Genomic DNA, 16,680 nt, shown 5'->3' on the forward strand with positions numbered 1-16,680 from the left:
GGATGGCATCCGAAGTTTTGCCACTACTATGCCCCGGCGCGGGACAGTTATGCGGCGGCGCCGTCTGCATATTTTGCCGGTCCGGCACCCATAATACGGATAGCTTGCCAACGGTTGGTGAATGCGATGGCTCACAACGGAACACCCAACAAGGAAGAATGGCTCAAAACGATCAATACCTGCAGTTTGACCGATCTGGAGGGGGTTCCTGTCTTCGCCGCCCTGCAGGAGAATGTGCTCTTTTTGAAACGGCTGTTTTCCGACTGCTCCGACTTTGTCATCCGCGAGTTCAAGATGAAAAACGGCGTCCCGGCCGTGGCCGTATTCGTCGACGGCCTGATCGATACGAGAGCGGTCAACCAGGCGCTGGAGGCGTTGATGATCCTGGAGAGCGGCGATGACGACGTCGAAGTGATCGAAGAGGCTCTTCTGCCGGTCTCGCAAATCTCCAAGGCGAAGGATTACAAAGAGTTTTTGCAGGCCGTGCTGTCGGGCGACACCGGCATTATGGTGGACGGAAACACGCAGGCGCTCACCTTGGGCATGCGCGGCCCGGAAAAGCGCTCTGTCGACGAGCCGGAGGGGGAAGCGGTGGTGCGCGGCCCGCGGGAGGGCTTCATCGAAAACATTCGGACCAACACCTCCCTGCTTCGGCGCAGACTCAAGACCCCCCGGTTGAAAATGAAATCGTTGGTGATTGGCAGGGAAACCAATACCAACGTGGCGCTCGCGTACCTGGAGGGGATTGCCGACCCGCAATTGGTGGAAGAAGTGACACGGCGCATCAGTGTGATCGAAATCGACGGGATTTTGGAGTCGGGGTACATCGAGGAATTGATTCAGGACAACATGTACTCTCCGTTTCCCCAGGTCCAGTATACCGAGCGGCCGGATACGGTGGCGGGAGCGCTGCTGGAAGGGCGGGTCGCCATTTTGGTCGACGGAACGCCCATGGTGCTGATCGTGCCCACCACGTTCTGGATCATGCTGCAGGCGAACGAAGACTACTACGAACGGTTCCAGATGGCTACCCTGATCCGCTGGCTGCGCTATCTGTTTCTGCTCATTTCGCTGCTCACGCCCGCCGCTTATGTGGCCATCACCACGTTTCATCAGCAGATGCTGCCCACCACCCTGCTGCTCAGCATCGCGGCGGCGCGGGAATCCATCCCGTTTCCGGCGATCGTGGAGGCGCTGATCATGGAAATCTCCTTTGAGGCGCTGCGGGAGGCCGGGGTCCGCCTGCCCAAAACGGTCGGTCAGGCGGTCAGCATCCTGGGGGCTCTTGTCGTGGGGCAGGCGGCCGTGGAGGCTGGGATTGTGTCGGCGCCGATGGTGATCGTCGTGTCCATTACGGGGATCGCTTCGTTTACCGTCCCCCATTTCAACGCCTCCATCGCGCTCCGGATGCTGCGTTTTCCGCTGATGATCGCCGCCTCGATTCTGGGCATCTACGGGATTCTCGTCGGCATTTTGCTGATCATGGGACACTTGGCCAACCTGCGTTCGCTTGGCGTCCCCTACCTGTCGCCGATCGCGCCGATGTCGGTGGGCGACCTGAAGGACGTGCTGATTCGTGCTCCCTGGTCCTACATGAACAAACGGCCCAGCTTTCTCGGCGTGCAGGACGCCCGTCGGCTGCGGGCCGGCCATACCAGCCAACAGCAGCGCGACGCAGGCAGCTCCGGCACCGTTCGCCAAGGCGGATCGGGGACAGGTGACGGAGGCCGCACGCGAGGAGAGGGATGAAGGAATGAGACGATGGATGAAGGGATGCGTTGCCGCGCTCTGCGGACTGCTGATGGCCGGCTGCTGGGACCGGGTGGAAGTGAACGACCTCGCCATCGTGATTGCCTTTTCCATCGACAAGGAGGCCAATGGCGAGTACCGCTTGTCCGTTCAGGTTCCGCTGGTGAGCAACCTGGGCGGACCGACCGGGGGCGGCGGAGGCACCAGCGGGGATAAGACCTATTACGTCGACTCGGCCACGGGCAAGACGCTGCGGGAAGCAAACAGCGTGCTTCAGGCCAGGATGAGCCGGCAGTTGTTCTACGCCCACCATCGCGTGATTGTCATCGGGGAAGAGTTGGCCCGGGACGGACTGAGCAAGGTGCTGGATATTGTGGCCCGTTTCCCGGAGAACCGTCTGACCGCGTACCTGGTGCTGGCCAAGGGGAAGGGCATTACCATGCTGCAGGCACAGCCCAGTTTTGAACGGTTCTCGGGTGAGGCGATGAGGGAACTGATCAAAAAGGAAACAATTCCCGTCACCGTCAAAGACATGGCACAGATGCTGAGCACACCTGGCGTGGACGCCTACCTGCCGTACGTGATGTCCGTCCATTCCCATCCCAAAGGCAAGTCCAAGGAGATTCAAATCCTCGGGGTGGCACAATTCCGCGGCGACAAAATGGTGGGGGTGTTCAACGAGGAAGCGGCAGGGGGGCTGCGGTGGTTTCGCCGTCAGTTTACGCCCTTCGCCACCAAGGTTGCCCTGACAGACAGGGAGAACGTCAACGTCCAGTTCGACAAGGGGAAGGCGGAAATCAAGCCTGTGATCAAGCAGGGCCGGATCCAGTTTTTGATCAATGTGTACGCCTCGGCGACCGTCATTGAAAACTTGACCAACGCGGATCTGGGCAGGGCGGCCAACCTGACTGCCCTGGAACGAAAACTGTCCATGCACATCACCGAAACGGTAAAAAAGACGCTGGCCCAGATGAGACGGCAGCGGACGGATACAATCGGGCTGGGCCTGGTGTTGGCCCGCAAGTATCCCCGGGAGTGGCGAAGCCAGTTGCGGGATGATTGGAACGAGCGCCTTGCGCAGGTGGAGTTCCACGTCCAGACCAAAGCCGAAATCACCAACATCGGCCAGACAACGGAGAACATCACAAAGGAAGATCACGATGAATAGGGTGTTCCTGGTTTTGTACGGCCTAATGCTGCTTGCGTCCCTGATCCAGTTTTTCATGAAGCGAAAAAACATGCCGGTCAAGCAGAGGCGGGTGGTGGGCTTCTTTTACCTGATCACGATCGGGTTGTTCGCTGCGCTGCAGTTTCAACTCAACGTGATCATGCCGACCAATTACCTGGCCGACGTCTTTTCCGTTGGCCTCCAGCAGTGGCTGGAAAAGATCCGGTAAGGAGGACCTGTCATGATCCATAAACAGGTGATCAATCACCGGCAGATTGCCTGGCTGATCGGCAGCGTCCTGATCACGGGGGCGTTGATCAGCCAGCCGCAAACGCTGGCCAAAATTGCCAAGAATGACGCGTGGTTTGCCTACATCATTCCGACGTTTTACGCCATGCTGGTGGCCCTGGTCTTCGCGAGGCTGACGCGGGCCTACCCCGGAAAAAACCTGTTTGAAATCATCTTTCTGGTAGGGGGCAGGTGGATCGGCGGCATCGTCAACGTCATCGTGCTGTTCTACCTCTGGCTGTTGATCGTGGCGGACATCAAGGGGGTCAGCTTCTACCTGCATTTGACGCTGCTGCCCCGGACGCCGCTGGAAATCATTCTCCTGGTGTTCGTTCTGGTGCTGATGTACTACGGCAGAACAAGCACGGAAGTGGCTGCCCGCGTCAATGAAATGTACTTTCCCGTTTTTTTTCTCATCGCCGCCTTGCTGTACTTTACACTGAGCAACGAGTATGCGGTTGAACGGCTGGAGCCGGTACTGGAGAGCAAGATTGCGGCGGTCGGCCTCATCAATCTCGTCGCGTCCGGGATGTTTGGCGACATCTTTTTGTTCGGCGCGTTTCTGCATGCCATTTCCCACTCCCGGCTGCTGTATTCCACCATGAAGCACGGGGCGATCATCGCCGGATTTTCGCTGACGCTGGTGATGGTGATTCAGTTGGGCGTGATGGGGTATCTGATCACCAGCCGCCTGAGCTTCCCCCTCCACACGCTGGTGCAGCAGATCCACATTACCGACTTCCTGGACCGCGTGGAAGTGATCCTGTTCAGCATCTGGTTTCCCGCCTTCACGATCAAGGTGGTCATCACCTACATCGCCTTTCTCGTCGGCGTCGGATCGTTCGCCGGCCAGCATCATTACGCCGCCTGCAACGGGCCGTGCGGCTTGTTCGTCGTGGTCTCCTCGCTCCTGTCGTTTCCCAAAACGGATGACGTGCTGCGCTTCATCAGCTACGGCATGCCGGCCATCACCCTCATCATTCAGCTTCCCCTGCTGGCATTCCTGTTTGCCGCAGCCCGCTTGCGCGAACGGGGAAGCAGACATGACCCGCTTCCCGTCCATACGAGAGAGTACAAGCGCTTCCGGACGTGGTCCTGGATCAACAAGCTGGCGCTCATGGGGTGTGTGGTGTCGATCGTCGGCGGGGCCTGGTTGGAGGAGCGGATCAGATTTGCCGGCCTGATCAGCGGCGCGACGTATTTTTTCTGCTATCTGGTGGCGCTGGTGAGCTCCTATCTGGAAATGCAGGCGATCAATCACCTGAAACACAAGCAGACGCAGGGGAAAGAAACAGCCGCCGCAGAGCAGTAGGAGGTCATCTCATCATCTCCCTGTCCAGCCTGCAGGCGTGCGGCGGCACGTCCACAATCGCCTGGATCGATGGTTGGCGAAGCGATCGCCCTTCCGTCCATTCCGCGTACTTGATTTTGGCCGTGAGCGTGGGATTCACCCAGAACGCGTCGGCATGGCGCTCGGGCTTGTTCACAAAGGGTCTTTCGCGGATAACCGTAGGCATCAGCCTGTCGGTCAGCTCCCGCCACTCCTGACGGGACAGCTTGCCTGTCCCCGCGTGGCCGATGTACCAAAACTGAAAGTCCTCATCGTAAAGGCCCAAAAGCACCGCGTTGACAACCCCGCCGTTCAAGGTGAAACCGCCAATGGCCGCAATCACATCCCGGTAATGTTTGATCTTCAGCCACACCTCTTTTTTCGCGCCGATAAGGTACGGGGCATCCAGCCGCTTCATGACAATGCCTTCCATGCCGTGCTGCCGGATCACCTCAAACAGGGCGGAGCCGTTATCGTGGGACGGCACCACTTGAACGTGGCTGTTCGGTTCGATCGTTTCGGTCAGCAGCCTGATTCTGTCCTGCAAGGAGCGTTGGTTGATCCATTCCCCGTTCAGATACAGACAGTCAAAAATCATGTAGGTGATCGGCACGGTCTGCTGCATGCGGGGCACGTTCTGCATGCGGCGAATCCCGTCCCGGCGCATCACTTCGTGAAAGGAGGGCTTGCCGTCGCTTCCCAGCGCGATCACCTCGCCATCCAGGATCACGGAGTCGGCTCGGCAGTACGTGCCGAGATCCGTTATTTCGGGGTAGTGCAGGGTGCGCTCGTTTCCCTTTCGGTTGAACAGCCGCACGTTCCTGCCGTCGTGATAGGTCAGGACGCGAACGCCGTCCCATTTCACCTGGGCAATCCAGCCCGGGTCCCGGGGTATGGTGTCGCTCCCCACTGGCTCCATCGGGATAATCGGTTTCATGTTCCACCTCATCCGCGTAAACGGGATTTGCCGCCGGACGGAACGAAGGGAGCCGTCCGGATCGGCCTCATCCATGATTGTTCCCCAATTGGCCGGGGAAGTCTGTGCCGATTCCACATGAGCTGCAAACAAGCGAAAGAGGCGATGAGCGGCATCCGTCTCATCGCCTCGGCTGCGGTTCAGTAGTACGTGCTTTCAGCGTACAGGCATTTGCGGCAGGTCATCGACAGCGGGCCGTCGGCAAAGTCGTGTTCGCACTCGGACTGGAGCTTCGCCAACTGCTGCTTCACCCTCAGCCATTCGGCCTCCAGCCGTTTTGCTTCCGCGAGAAGCTGTTCCGCCTGGTTCACACGATCTCCTCCTCGTCTTGCAGGTGCGCGTGGGGCGCCGGGAAGCGCCGCCTACGTGTAGAGCCGGTTCCCCCGTTTCCGGAAGGCGACCGCCTGCTCTTTCAGCCCTTGTTCCACGGCCGTCTCCACGGTCAGGTTGTTCTCCTGCGCGTACTTGCGGATTTCCTGCGTGATGTTCATGCTGCAAAATTTGGGTCCGCACATCGAGCAGAAGTGGGCCGTTTTCGCCCCTTCCGCCGGGAGCGTCTCGTCGTGGTACTCGCGGGCCCGCTCCGGGTCAAGCGACAGGTTGAACTGGTCGTTCCAGCGGAATTCGAACCGCGCTTTGGACAGGGCGTCGTCCCGCTCTTGGGCGCGCGGGTGTCCCTTGGCCAGGTCGGCGGCATGGGCGGCGATCTTGTAGGCGATCAGCCCGCTGCGGACGTCTTCCTTATTAGGTAAGCCGAGGTGCTCCTTGGGCGTCACGTAGCACAGCATGGCCGTGCCGAACCAGCCGATCATGGCCGCCCCGATGGCGGAGGTGATGTGATCGTAGCCGGGGGCGATGTCGGTGGTAAGCGGCCCCAGTGTATAGAAGGGGGCTTCCTGGCACACCGTGAGCTGCCGTTCCATGTTCTCGCGGATCAGGTGCATCGGCACGTGGCCGGGGCCTTCGATCATCACCTGGACATCGTGCTTCCAGGCGATCCGGGTCAGTTCGCCCAGCGTATCCAACTCGGCAAACTGGGCCTCGTCGTTGGCGTCGGCGATGGAGCCGGGACGGAGGCCGTCTCCCAGCGATACGGCGATGTCGTACGTCTTCAGAATCTCGCAAATCTCCTCAAAGTGGGTATACAAAAAGTTTTCCCGGTGATGCGCCAGGCACCAGGCGGCCATGATGGAACCGCCGCGGGAGACGATGCCGGTCACCCGTTTGGCCGTCAGCGGAATGTAGCGAAGCAGCACGCCGGCGTGGATGGTGAAGTAGTCCACCCCCTGCTCCGCCTGTTCGATCAGCGTGTCACGGTACACCTCCCAGGTCAGCTCCTCCGCCTTGCCGTTCACCTTTTCCAGCGCCTGGTAGATCGGGACGGTGCCGACCGGAACCGGGCTGTTGCGGATGATCCATTCCCGGGTGGTGTGGATGTGTTTGCCCGTGGACAGGTCCATGATCGTGTCGGCCCCCCAGCGGACGGCCCATATCATTTTTTCCACTTCCTCGCCGATGGAGGAGGTGACGGCGGAGGTGCCGATGTTGGCGTTCACCTTGACGTGAAAATGGCGGCCGATGATCATCGGTTCGCTCTCCGGATGGTTGATGTTGGCGGGGATGATCGCCCGGCCGCTGGCCACTTCCCGACGCACGAACTCAGGCGAGACGCCCTCGCGGATCGCCACAAACTCCATCTCCGGCGTAATGATGCCGCGGCGGGCGTAGTGCAGTTGGGTGACGTTTTGTCCCTGGCGGGCGCGCAGCGGCCTGCGTCCGTTGGCGGGAAAGACGGGGACGGACGCCCCCTCCCGGTTGTACCGGTAGCCGTCGTCCTCAGGCCTGCGCTCGCGGCCGTCGTATTCCTCGGTGTCGCCCCTCTCCGCGATCCAACTGCTGCGCAGGGCGGGCAGCCCCTTGCGGATATCGGTGATGTAGTCGGGTGCCGTATACTCCCCGCTGGTGTCGTAGACGCGCAGAGGCGGGTTGGGCACTTCGCCGTTGGGGGTGATGGACGGCAGCAGGGAAATCTCCCGCATCGGCACGCGGATGTCCGGTCTGGAGCCCTGGACGTACGTTTTGCGGCTGCCCGGAAACGGCGGGACGGCCGATGCGGAGATGAAGGGGAAAGATGAAGTGGACATGAAAAAAACCTCCTTGTCACGGTTGCACGTGGCGTGAACCCTGCGGGAGGCGGAGAAGCCGCGTCACGAAAAAACGCCGCATGGAACCATGCGACGCCAGACGCAGTTAAGAAAGGGCGTGCGCGAACAGACGCGCACCCCGTTTCTCGGTGTCAAGAACATTCCTCCGCTGGCATTACCCAGTTCAGGTTCAACGGTCGACGGCGGATCAGCCATCCTCTCAGCCTGGTTCCCCAAGCTCCCGTGCATGTGTGTAATGTTGTACGGAACCAGCTTACCACTTTCATAATATTCCCGGCAAGAGGTTTTGGAGCTGTCCAACTTATTTTCCTCCTCCCTATCATGCTGACCCGGACTAAAACTGTTTCTGTAGACCCACTCGGGAGTCGTCTGGTACGATGAAGGTCGTGTGAAAAGGAGTCTTGAGGTGATGCAGGTGGATGTGTACGCGAATCTGAAGCAGGGGGAACGGGGAGTGTGGGTCAGCATTATCGCCTATGTCTGCTGCTCCCTGGTGAAAGTGGGGGTGGCGCTTGCGGCAGGCTCGGAAGCGCTGCTGGCGGACGGACTGAACAACACGACCGACGTGGTCGCTTCCGTCGCCGTGCTGATCGGCCTGCGCATTTCGCGAAAGCCGCCCGATCACGACCATCCCTACGGCCACTTTCGCGCGGAAACCATTTCGGCCCTCGTCGCATCTTTCATCATGCTGGCGGTCGGGATCGAAGTCCTCAGCCGGGCGATCTCCTCGCTGTTCAACCCGGAGATGAAAGCGCCCGACATGCTGGCCGGTTGGACCGCCCTGGCAACCGCTGCCGTTATGTTCGGCGTCTACCGCTACAACCGGCGGCTCGCGCGGGCGACCCACAGCCAGGGCTTGATGGCTGCCGCGGAAGACAACCGCTCCGACGCTCTGGTCAGCGTCGGCACCTTTGCGGGAGTGGCCGGCGCCCAGTTCCAACTGCATTGGCTGGACCCGCTGACCGCGCTCGTGGTGGGCGGGATCATCCTGAAAACGGCGTGGTCCATTTTCCGCGAGGCTGCGCACCGGTTGACGGACGGGTTTGACCGCGGAGAACTGGAAGCGCTGCGCTCCACCATCGCCCAGATCCCCGGCGTCAAGGACATCAAGGACATCAAGGCGCGCTACCACGGAAGCAGCGTGCTGGTCGATGTCGTGATTCACGTGGATCCCAGACTGAACGTGACGGAGAGCCACACGATCACCGAGGATATCGAGGCGCGGATGAGGGCCGCACACAACGTCAACGCCGTGCACATCCACATCGAGCCGGACGAACGGTCCCAGCGCTGACGACACGAAAACCTGTCACTGCCCGTTAGCGGGCAAGGGACAGGTTTTTTTCATCTTTCTGTCTTTGGTATAATGTGGATGAAACAGATGAACATGGCAATCAGCGAGACAAAACGAAAGGGTTCAGGAGGTTGTGCACCGTGCGGAAACAGGCTGCAGCGGACATGGAGACTGCGCTGAACGGACTAAGGAAGCGGGCGGTTTCACTGTTTGACATCCCATCGTCGTACAGGCTGCTGATCGAAGATGGGGGGCGTCACCAAGAAGGGAAGGCCACGTTTCTCTGGGTCAAGCCCGACAGCGAGGAAGGGATTGCGGTCACGTTCAGTTCGGAGGGAAAGCTGGTTGAATTTACGCAGGATGTTCCCGACGAGTGGAATCGTCGCCCGGTGCTGCCGGTTGATGCATTAAGGCGGCGGGCGGAACAGTTCGTTTCCAGCCACGAACCCAAGGCGCTGGAAGCATTCTCTCACGTGACGGTGACCACAGAAAAAAACGGCGTCTGGGTTCACTTTTGCCAGGAGGCGCTGGGATTGCCGCTGCCGCTGTCAGGCTGCCGCGTCAAGGTGCACCAGAGCGGCGCGGTGACCGATTTTACCTATTTCGGCGTGCAGCCGCTGCCGGAACCGCCCGCGCGGTTGGTGGGGGAGGCGGTGTGCGAGCGTTTCCTGGAAAACGACGTAACGCTTAGGCTCGAGCTGAAGCTGCTTCCGGAGAGCGTATTCGCCGGCGGGGGAGGAATGTGGCGGCTGGTGTATGAACCGGAGTCGGTCTACCTGACTTTTTCGGCGGAAACAGGCCCGCAGGCAAAAGCGGCGGCGGACGAAGAGAATGTGAACTGGCTCCCCCTGTCGGCTGAAGCCGTTTCAGCTTGTGAACAAGGCGTCGAATCGCTGGAGGAACTGATCGGGATTGACCCTGTCCACTACGAACGCATTCAGCAGACCGCGTTGTTCGCCGCGGAGAACCAGACGGCTGTGGTTTGGGGCCGTCGCGACCGTGTCTCGCAGGAGCCCGATCGCCCATACCGCTCGATTAGAGAATTTTTCCTCAGGCGGCAGGAAGAACGTGCGGCCATGGCCCAGCTTGATGCGAACACGGGACGTTTGCTGAGCTTTTGGCGATGGGAAGAGGAAGCAGGTACGCTCCGCCTGTCCCGTGAGGAGTGTTTGGAGCGGGCCGTTTCCTTCCTGCGGCGGGCGGTGCCGGAACTGCTGCCCCTGCTGGAACTGGCATCGGATGTCCCGGACGAGGGAGGGGACGAGCGCCGCGAACGGGAACATTTTCGGTTTCGCGTCCGAAGAGGCGGCATCCCCTGCGAACCGGGGTTCCTCTTCGTCACGGTTCATTCCTCAACAGGGCGGATCGAACGTTTTTCCGGGCTCGATGCGCCTCCAAACGGGTTGATTCATGCGCCGATCATTCCCGCCCTGCCGCCTCGAGAAGCCCTGCGTCGTCTCCGGGAGGAAACCGTATTTCGCCTGCAGTGGGGGCGGTGCCGAGACGGCGGCCAGTCCCTCTACCGCCTGCAGTACGCGGCCGTTCACAAGGAGTCGGGACTGCCGGTCCGCCTCGTTGACGCCTGCAGCGGCGAGGTGATTTGCGAAAGGCGGCACGGTTAGAGCGCTTTGGCAAAGGCGCGCTTCAACATCGGCGGCGTCACCATGGTCGTCACAATCACCACAATCAACAGCGCCGTAAACTGGCCGGCCGGCAGCAGCTTTGTCTCCAGACCGATGGCCGCCAGAATCAGGGCCACCTCCCCGCGCGACACCATGCCGCTGCCGACGGCGAAGGCGGACGGCCGGGAAAAACCGGTAAGACGTGCGCCCGCTCCGGCGCCGACCAGTTTCGTCAGGACGGCGATGACGGAAAGAACCACGATCTGCCACACCTGGCCGCCGATACCTGCAAACGATACGGACAGCCCGATGCTGACGAAAAAGACGGGCACGAAGATCGCGTAGGCGATCGGTTCCAGCTTGTGTTCCACCGCCTCCTTGAATTCGGTCCGGGAGATGGACAGTCCGGCGGCAAACGCGCCGATGATGCCAGCCACACCCAGGGATTCGGCCAGCCAGGCAAAAAAGAAGCACACGATCAACCCGGCGCTGATCACCGCCTCTTCCACGCGCAATGGGGCCAGCTTTTTCATCACCCAGGGGACAACCTTCCAGCCCAGCAGGATGATGACGGCAAAAAACGCCGCTTTCTTGCCGAGGACGAGAAGTAGTGGCGTTTCCGCGCCGCCGAGAACACTCATCAGGATCGCCAGGGCTGCGACCACCAGAATGTCGTCCACAATCGCCGCGCCGAGAATGGTCGTGCTTTCGCGCGTGTGCAGCTTGCCCAGCTCCTTTATGGTTTGGACCGAGATGCTTACCGATGTGGCCGACAGCAGCAGGCCGAGAAAGACGGCGTTGATTGGCTCCAGGCCAAAAAAACGGGCAGCCAGATAGCTGCCTGCAAACGGCACCAGCATCCCGCCGACGGCAACGGCTACAGAGGCGTTCCGGTTTTTGCGCAAATCGTCCAGATTGGTTTCCAATCCTGCGAGGAACATGAGAAGCAGGACGCCTACCTGGCTCAGCTCATGCAGCACTTCCGTACGCTCGATTACCCCCAGCACGGCCGGACCAATCAGGATGCCGCTGAGCAGCTTGCCGAGGACGGCCGGCTGCCCCAGGCGCACACTGTACTCGCCGGCCAGCTTGGTCACCAGCAGGATGATGAACACTTGAAGGGAGAAGAGCACGTTCGCTCATCCTTTCTACTAGGGAATACGGACATGCAGCGGATCAGGACGACTTCGCCTTTTTGCGCCTCAGTTTCTTGGTGGTCGTCGTGGTGGCGCCGGCGGCCGGCTCCTGAGAGGGCTCTTTGCCCGCCGCCGTCCGTTTTTTGGCGGGCGCGGCCGGCGTCGGCTCCGGCTCCAGCTTGGCGGGAGCAGACGCGCCGCCGGTTGCGGCGAGACTCTCCTTCAACGCCTGCATCAAATCGATCACGTTGGCGCGTGGAGCCGCCGGAGCGACAGCCACTTCCTCTCCTTTCCGCTTGTTCTCGATCATCGCCTGCAGTTGGCTGCGGTATTCGTCTTTGTACTTGGCCGGATCAAACGGCGTCGTCATGTTGCGGATCAGCTCCGCCGCCATCTTCAACTCGTTGTCAGCCAGCGGGACGTCCGCTTCGGGAAGCGATGGCACCTGTGAGACGGGGCGAACCTCGTCGGGATAAAAGATGGTTTCCAGCATGATGCAGTGTTCGTACAGCCGGACCACCGCCAGACTTTGGCGGTTGCGCATCGTCACGCGGGCAACGGCAATTTTCCCCGTTTCTTCCATCGCTGCCCGGAGCAGGGCGTACGCTTTTTCTCCGGTGTCCTGGGGGGAGAGAAAATAGCTTTTGTCAAAGTAAACCGGGTCGATTTCGTTCAGATCGACAAAATCGAGGATCTCGATCGCTTTCCGCGTTTCCGGGGCAATCGCTTCCAGATCCTCGTCGCGAATGATCACGAAGTTGCCCTTTTCGTATTCAAATCCCCGCACGATCTCCGACGCGTCCACTTCCCGCTGGCAGTGCGGGCACATTTTGGCGTACTTGATCGGCGTGTGGCACTCGCTGTGAAGCTGGCGAAAGCGGATGTCCCGCTCTTCAGTCGCGGTATGCATCCGCACCGGGATATTGACCAGGCCAAAGCTGATCGAACCTTTCCAGACCGTGTGCATGTCAGACCTCCTGTCAGGGTTTGCTGTCAGTAGTATTTGCACCCCGATGGAACGAGCGGGAGGGAAATGCAGGTCATTTTACTCGACAAGGCATGCTTTCTTTTTGTACAGTGAAAGCAAAAGGGGGAAGAGCGATGGACGAGCTGAAAAGCATGATCGCGGGATTGGGGCAGCAGTTGAGAGGGCTGGACGAACGGATCGGCGGGCTTGAGCAGCGGATCGGCGGGCTTGAGCAGCGAATGGACCGGTTTGAGCAGCGAATGGACCGGTTTGAGCACCGCTTGGACATCATCGAAAGCGACGTGCGCGAGATCAAGGACCAGGTGGTGCTGATCAAAGCGCAGGTCGCTCGTAACACGGAGTCGGAGGGCGTCATTCGCGATTTGCAGGAATTGGTGAAAGAGCACGACACGGATATTCGCCTGCTCAAAAAAGCGGTGGCCAACCAGTAACAGCGCCCACCTGCACATCGCGGTGAGCAGGGGAGGTGCACGCCCGGCCATAACAGGAGGAGTGTTATTTCGCATGCTGGAAACCGACCGATTGTTTTTTCGCCCGTATTGCCCGGACGATCTTCCTTTTCTTGATCGTCTGCTGAAAGACCCGGACGTGGTCCGCTTCATCGGGCACGGCAGGCCGAGAACGGATGAAGAGGTTGCCCGCTTTTACGATTGGGTGCAGCGGTCCTACGCTTCCGGACTGGGGCTGATGGTGGCGGTACGGAAACAGGATATGCGGCCCATCGGCCATGCGGGACTGGTGCCGCAGACGGTGGACGGGAAGCCGGAGACGGAGATCGGTTACTGGATGGCGAAGGAATACTGGGGAAACGGCTACGCGTCCGAAGCGGCGAGAGCGTTTCGCGAGTACGCGGCAGCGGCGAAAGGGCTGAGGAGATTGATCTGCCTGATTCAACCGGGAAACGCCGCATCCGTACGAGTTGCCCAAAAGATCGGAATGATCCGGGAAAAAGAGATTGTCATCAGGGAGAAACAGGTGCACGTTTACGCGTGGGAACAGTCCTGACAACGCCCGGCGCAAGGCACATCCCCGGTTGCGCTGCTTCATCATCCAGCCGATTCCGATACAACGCCAGCCGTTTCTCATCACGGCTGGCTTTCCGTCATTTACTGCCCGTGTTTGGTCACATCAGACTGGTCGGCTTCCGACTGCATGCGGCGCGCCGCTTCCGTGCCGACGCCGGTGCGGTCGGCGAGGGACTGGGCGGCAGAGGCTTCCTGTTTTTGCTTCGACGGCCGTTTTTCTGCCATGGGGTCCGCCTCCTTTTTCGAATAGTGTGCCGCCCGGAACACAAAAAAATACCCCACCGCCATTGGCGATGAGGCAGCGGTTTAACTTCTCCCCAAGGGAGATTGGGCACGGCATGTTCCTATCAGACACGCAGCGCGCCAAAGTAAACCGCCTTTCAATTATGGGAGAGGAGAAACCGGAGGAAGAGCTTATGGGGAAACGTAAGTCTTCTCCGCGGTTGTCAGCGACACCGTTGCGTCGCTATCCATATTCTTTGCCAGACCTTCCAGCTCTTATACATGGACGGCGCAATTTTTTTCCACGGCACAATTTTACGCGGCAGACCGGTTGTGTTAGTATGAAATCATTCTCATTCTCCATACATACAAAGGTGAGGCATTATGCGAGTCATCGCAGGTGAACACAAGGGGCGCAGGCTGTTGGCCGTCCCCGGCAAAGGCACGCGGCCCACGACCGACAAGGTGAAGGAATCCATTTTCAATATGATCGGCCCGTACTTTTCCGGCGGCTGGGCCCTAGATCTCTATGCCGGAACCGGCGGGCTGGGGATCGAAGCGCTCAGCAGGGGAGCGGAACGGGCCGTTTTCGTGGAACGGGACGCAAAAGCGCATGCGGTCGTCAAGCAAAACATCGCCGCCTGCCGGCTGGAAGACCGTTCCGAGCTGTACCGCACGGATGCTTCCCGGGCGCTGAAGGCACTGGGGAAACGCGGCGTCGCGTTTGACCTGGTCTTTCTCGACCCGCCGTACGCCCAGCAAAACATTGCCGAAGACCTCCGTGTCATGCAGGAATTGGGACTGCTTGCGGACGGGGCGTGGATCGTGGCGGAACACGACAGCGCCATCCGCCTGCCGGAAACGATTGGCCGCTGTGTAGTGGAGCGCGTCGCCACCTACGGGGAGACGACGGTCACGCTCTATGCCCACGAGCTGGAAGAACACCATCACGCCGAGCAAACGGCGTCGGAAGGAGAGGCATCCATCTCATGACCATCGCAGTATGCCCAGGCAGTTTTGATCCCGTGACGAACGGACACCTCGACATCATCTCCCGCGGGGCCAAAATCTTTGACAAGGTGATCGTCGCGGTGTTGATCAACGCCAAGAAACAGTCCCTGTTCAGTGTGGAAGAACGCATCGAACTGCTGCGCGAGGCGACGGCCGGCCTGGCCAACGTGGAAGTGGAATCCTTCAACGGCCTTTTGATCGACTACGTCCGCCAGCGTCAGGCGCGGGCGGTGATTCGCGGACTGCGGGCCGTCAGCGATTTTGAGTACGAGATGCAGATGGCTTCCATCAACAAGAAGCTGGATGATCATGTCGAGACGCTGTTCATGATGACGAGCCATCGCTATTCCTTTCTCAGTTCCAGCATCGTCAAGGAACTGGCCCGGTACGGCGCCGACGTGAGCGACCTGGTGCCGCCCGTCGTGGAGCGTGCGCTGCGCGCCAAGTTTGCCGCACAATCCTGAGCGATCAATGCGGTTGATGCCTGCTGGCGAGGCGCACGAGCAGGCTGAGCAGGGCCAATGCGGCGAGAATCACGACAGCGATCAGTCCGGAGTGAAGCAGGGTATCCCACCAGTCCATGACCGGAATCCCGGACGTGGACGGCAGAAAGACCGGGACGCTGCTTCCCCTGAACCAGGAAGATGCGGTGAGCGGTTCCCACGCCAAAAAGGTGAGCGCCGCCGAAAGGGCTGCGTGAATCGCGCGGGCGAGCAGGTACGGCGCCACCCTGAGATCCGTCTGGCCGAGGATGCTGGCCACCTGGGCATGCACGCTCAAGCCGCCCCAGGAGAGGACCGCGCTGGCGATGGCCGCCTGCCAGATCATCGGGACGGATGCGGGGACTTCACTCGCGGCCTGTGCGCCAAGCGTGACCTCGAAGAGACCGGCGATGATCCCGTTGGAGAGGGCGGGCGGCAGACCGAGAGGACCGAGCAGCACCGCCAGCAGGCTGCTGAGAAACCGGGTCAGGTTGATGGTGGCGAAAAGCTGAATCAGGACGGAAAAGACGATAATGAAGCCGCCGATCATCAACAGGGTGTGCAGGGCAGACTGGACCGCTTCCCCCATCAGCCGGCCAAACGGTCGGCGGTCGCGCAGACGCGCCCGATGCATCGCCTGCAGCGCGCGGAGCGGCAGGGGAAGCCTGTTTTTTTCCAGCGGCTTGCTCAAGGGAGCGTACGGTGCGTAAAAGCGGTACATGAGCCCGATCAGGACGGCTGAGACATAATGGCTGAACGCGAGGACGACCCCGATCTGCTCGCTGTGAAAAAAGCCGATGGCGACCGCGCCGATGACGAACAGCGGGTCCCCTGTCGTGGTAAACGACACGAGCCGTTCTCCTTCCGCCTGGGTCACGCTGCCCTGTTCCCGCAAGCGGGTCGTCAGCTTGGCCGCCACGGGATAGCCGGAGGCAAAGCCCATCGTCAGGACGAAGCCGCCTGTCCCCGGTACGTTGAAGAGCGGACGCATCAGCGGTTCCAGGAGGACGCCGGCGAAGTGGACGACACCGACGCCCATCAGAATCTCGGAGAGAACGATAAAGGGCAGGGTGGAAGGAAACACCACCTCCCACCAGATTTTCAAGCCGCGGAGCGCCGCCTCAAACGACGTCTGCGGGTGCGACACCAAAATGACGACGAGGGCAATCGCCGACAAGGCGAACAGCAGCGTAAGAAATGGAGAGCGGAGCGACATAGCTACCT

At 60.4% G+C, this 16,680-nt stretch carries 17 protein-coding genes and 1 riboswitch; of the genes, 10 read left to right on the forward strand and 7 right to left on the reverse strand.

The features are described 5' to 3' along the window. Nucleotides 1-126: 126 nt before the first annotated feature. Genes A6764_RS09285 through A6764_RS09300 form a run of 4 tightly spaced genes read left to right on the forward strand, consistent with a single transcriptional unit; the run spans nt 127 to nt 4,517 of the window. Nucleotides 127-1,749 (forward strand): spore germination protein, encoded by a 1,623-nt coding sequence (locus tag A6764_RS09285; protein ID WP_065066724.1) that lies wholly within the window; start codon nt 127-129, stop codon nt 1,747-1,749. Nucleotides 1,750-1,753: 4 nt separating this feature from the next. Then, entirely contained in the window at nt 1,754-2,917 is a 1,164-nt protein-coding gene (locus A6764_RS09290; protein ID WP_029100142.1) for a Ger(x)C family spore germination protein, read from the forward strand. After that, nucleotides 2,910-3,146 carry a hypothetical protein gene (locus A6764_RS09295; protein ID WP_029100143.1) on the forward strand — a complete coding sequence of 79 codons (237 nt, stop codon included), beginning with the start codon at nt 2,910-2,912 and terminating at the stop codon, nt 3,144-3,146. Before A6764_RS09290 ends, A6764_RS09295 begins: the two co-directional genes overlap by 8 nt. Nucleotides 3,147-3,158: 12 nt before the next feature. Beyond that, a complete protein-coding gene (locus A6764_RS09300) occupies nt 3,159-4,517 on the forward strand; it encodes a GerAB/ArcD/ProY family transporter (protein ID WP_065066723.1) in 1,359 nt (452 codons plus the stop codon). Between the two features lie 4 nt (nt 4,518-4,521). Here A6764_RS09300 and A6764_RS09305 read toward each other — a convergent pair whose 3' ends face one another. From A6764_RS09305 to thiC, 3 genes are all read right to left on the reverse strand, one after another. Continuing rightward, complete coding sequence (locus A6764_RS09305; protein WP_065066740.1) at nt 4,522-5,472, reverse strand: ATP-dependent DNA ligase; 951 nt, start codon at nt 5,470-5,472, stop codon at nt 4,522-4,524. A gap of 179 nt (nt 5,473-5,651) precedes the next feature. Continuing rightward, nucleotides 5,652-5,822 (reverse strand): hypothetical protein, encoded by a 171-nt coding sequence (locus A6764_RS09310; protein ID WP_162836737.1) that lies wholly within the window; start codon nt 5,820-5,822, stop codon nt 5,652-5,654. A 51-nt stretch (nt 5,823-5,873) separates the two neighbouring features. Further along, entirely contained in the window at nt 5,874-7,655 is a 1,782-nt protein-coding gene (gene thiC, locus A6764_RS09315; protein ID WP_065066722.1) for a phosphomethylpyrimidine synthase ThiC, read from the reverse strand. Nucleotides 7,656-7,799: 144 nt separating this feature from the next. Further along, nucleotides 7,800-7,910, reverse strand: a riboswitch (TPP riboswitch). Nucleotides 7,911-8,091: 181 nt separating this feature from the next. On the opposite strand from thiC, the gene A6764_RS09320 reads away from it, so the two are divergent. Both A6764_RS09320 and A6764_RS09325 read left to right on the forward strand, forming a co-directional pair. Continuing rightward, entirely contained in the window at nt 8,092-8,970 is an 879-nt protein-coding gene (locus A6764_RS09320) for a cation diffusion facilitator family transporter (RefSeq protein ID WP_029100147.1), read from the forward strand. Nucleotides 8,971-9,110: 140 nt separating this feature from the next. After that, nucleotides 9,111-10,592: a YcdB/YcdC domain-containing protein gene (locus A6764_RS09325; protein ID WP_065066721.1), complete on the forward strand. Its 1,482-nt coding sequence runs from the start codon at nt 9,111-9,113 to the stop codon at nt 10,590-10,592. Here A6764_RS09325 and A6764_RS09330 read toward each other — a convergent pair. Next, nucleotides 10,589-11,725: a cation:proton antiporter gene (locus A6764_RS09330; RefSeq protein WP_065066720.1), complete on the reverse strand. Its 1,137-nt coding sequence runs from the start codon at nt 11,723-11,725 to the stop codon at nt 10,589-10,591. The two genes, A6764_RS09325 and A6764_RS09330, sit on opposite strands and share 4 nt — an antisense overlap. A gap of 43 nt (nt 11,726-11,768) precedes the next feature. Further along, nucleotides 11,769-12,695 (reverse strand): non-homologous end joining protein Ku, encoded by a 927-nt coding sequence (locus tag A6764_RS09335; protein WP_143863296.1) that lies wholly within the window; start codon nt 12,693-12,695, stop codon nt 11,769-11,771. A 134-nt stretch (nt 12,696-12,829) separates the two neighbouring features. Here A6764_RS09335 and A6764_RS09340 point away from each other — a divergent pair, with 134 nt between their 5' ends. Further along, nucleotides 12,830-13,147 (forward strand): hypothetical protein, encoded by a 318-nt coding sequence (locus A6764_RS09340; RefSeq protein WP_065066718.1) that lies wholly within the window; start codon nt 12,830-12,832, stop codon nt 13,145-13,147. A gap of 73 nt (nt 13,148-13,220) precedes the next feature. Continuing rightward, nucleotides 13,221-13,721 (forward strand): GNAT family N-acetyltransferase, encoded by a 501-nt coding sequence (locus A6764_RS09345; RefSeq protein ID WP_065066717.1) that lies wholly within the window; start codon nt 13,221-13,223, stop codon nt 13,719-13,721. 101 nt (nt 13,722-13,822) lie between these two features. Here A6764_RS09345 and A6764_RS09350 read toward each other — a convergent pair whose 3' ends face one another. Further along, on the reverse strand, nt 13,823-13,966 hold the full coding sequence (locus A6764_RS09350) for a hypothetical protein (protein ID WP_176703238.1): 144 nt from the start codon (nt 13,964-13,966) through the stop codon (nt 13,823-13,825). A gap of 381 nt (nt 13,967-14,347) precedes the next feature. On the opposite strand from A6764_RS09350, the gene rsmD reads away from it, so the two are divergent. Next, complete coding sequence (gene rsmD, locus A6764_RS09355; protein WP_044899083.1) at nt 14,348-14,956, forward strand: 16S rRNA (guanine(966)-N(2))-methyltransferase RsmD; 609 nt, start codon at nt 14,348-14,350, stop codon at nt 14,954-14,956. Continuing rightward, nucleotides 14,953-15,438, forward strand: coding sequence for a pantetheine-phosphate adenylyltransferase (gene coaD / locus A6764_RS09360; protein WP_065066716.1), 486 nt, complete (start codon nt 14,953-14,955; stop codon nt 15,436-15,438). The genes rsmD and coaD overlap by 4 nt, the downstream gene beginning before the upstream one ends. 4 nt (nt 15,439-15,442) lie before the next feature. Here coaD and ylbJ read toward each other — a convergent pair whose 3' ends face one another. After that, nucleotides 15,443-16,672 (reverse strand): sporulation integral membrane protein YlbJ, encoded by a 1,230-nt coding sequence (ylbJ, locus tag A6764_RS09365; RefSeq protein ID WP_065066715.1) that lies wholly within the window; start codon nt 16,670-16,672, stop codon nt 15,443-15,445. Nucleotides 16,673-16,680 lie beyond the last annotated feature (8 nt).

It is taken from the genome of Brevibacillus sp. WF146 (assembly GCF_001673705.2).
Taxonomy (GTDB): Bacteria; Bacillota; Bacilli; order Brevibacillales; family Brevibacillaceae; genus Brevibacillus; species Brevibacillus thermoruber.

Excerpts from the sequence above, each read along its gene's own strand:
- A6764_RS09285 (WP_065066724.1), top strand. The coding sequence starts at position 127 with ATGGCTCACAACGGAACACCCAACAAGGAAGAATGGCTCAAAACGATC.
- A6764_RS09290 (WP_029100142.1), top strand. The coding sequence starts at position 1,754 with ATGAGACGATGGATGAAGGGATGCGTTGCCGCGCTCTGCGGACTGCTG.
- A6764_RS09295 (WP_029100143.1), top strand. The coding sequence starts at position 2,910 with ATGAATAGGGTGTTCCTGGTTTTGTACGGCCTAATGCTGCTTGCGTCC.
- A6764_RS09300 (WP_065066723.1), top strand. The coding sequence starts at position 3,159 with ATGATCCATAAACAGGTGATCAATCACCGGCAGATTGCCTGGCTGATC.
- A6764_RS09305 (WP_065066740.1), bottom strand. The coding sequence starts at position 5,472 with ATGAAACCGATTATCCCGATGGAGCCAGTGGGGAGCGACACCATACCC.
- thiC (WP_065066722.1), bottom strand. The coding sequence starts at position 7,655 with ATGTCCACTTCATCTTTCCCCTTCATCTCCGCATCGGCCGTCCCGCCG.
- A6764_RS09335 (WP_143863296.1), bottom strand. The coding sequence starts at position 12,695 with ATGCACACGGTCTGGAAAGGTTCGATCAGCTTTGGCCTGGTCAATATC.
- A6764_RS09340 (WP_065066718.1), top strand. The coding sequence starts at position 12,830 with ATGGACGAGCTGAAAAGCATGATCGCGGGATTGGGGCAGCAGTTGAGA.
- A6764_RS09345 (WP_065066717.1), top strand. The coding sequence starts at position 13,221 with ATGCTGGAAACCGACCGATTGTTTTTTCGCCCGTATTGCCCGGACGAT.
- A6764_RS09350 (WP_176703238.1), bottom strand. The coding sequence starts at position 13,966 with ATGGCAGAAAAACGGCCGTCGAAGCAAAAACAGGAAGCCTCTGCCGCC.
- rsmD (WP_044899083.1), top strand. The coding sequence starts at position 14,348 with ATGCGAGTCATCGCAGGTGAACACAAGGGGCGCAGGCTGTTGGCCGTC.
- coaD (WP_065066716.1), top strand. The coding sequence starts at position 14,953 with ATGACCATCGCAGTATGCCCAGGCAGTTTTGATCCCGTGACGAACGGA.
- ylbJ (WP_065066715.1), bottom strand. The coding sequence starts at position 16,672 with ATGTCGCTCCGCTCTCCATTTCTTACGCTGCTGTTCGCCTTGTCGGCG.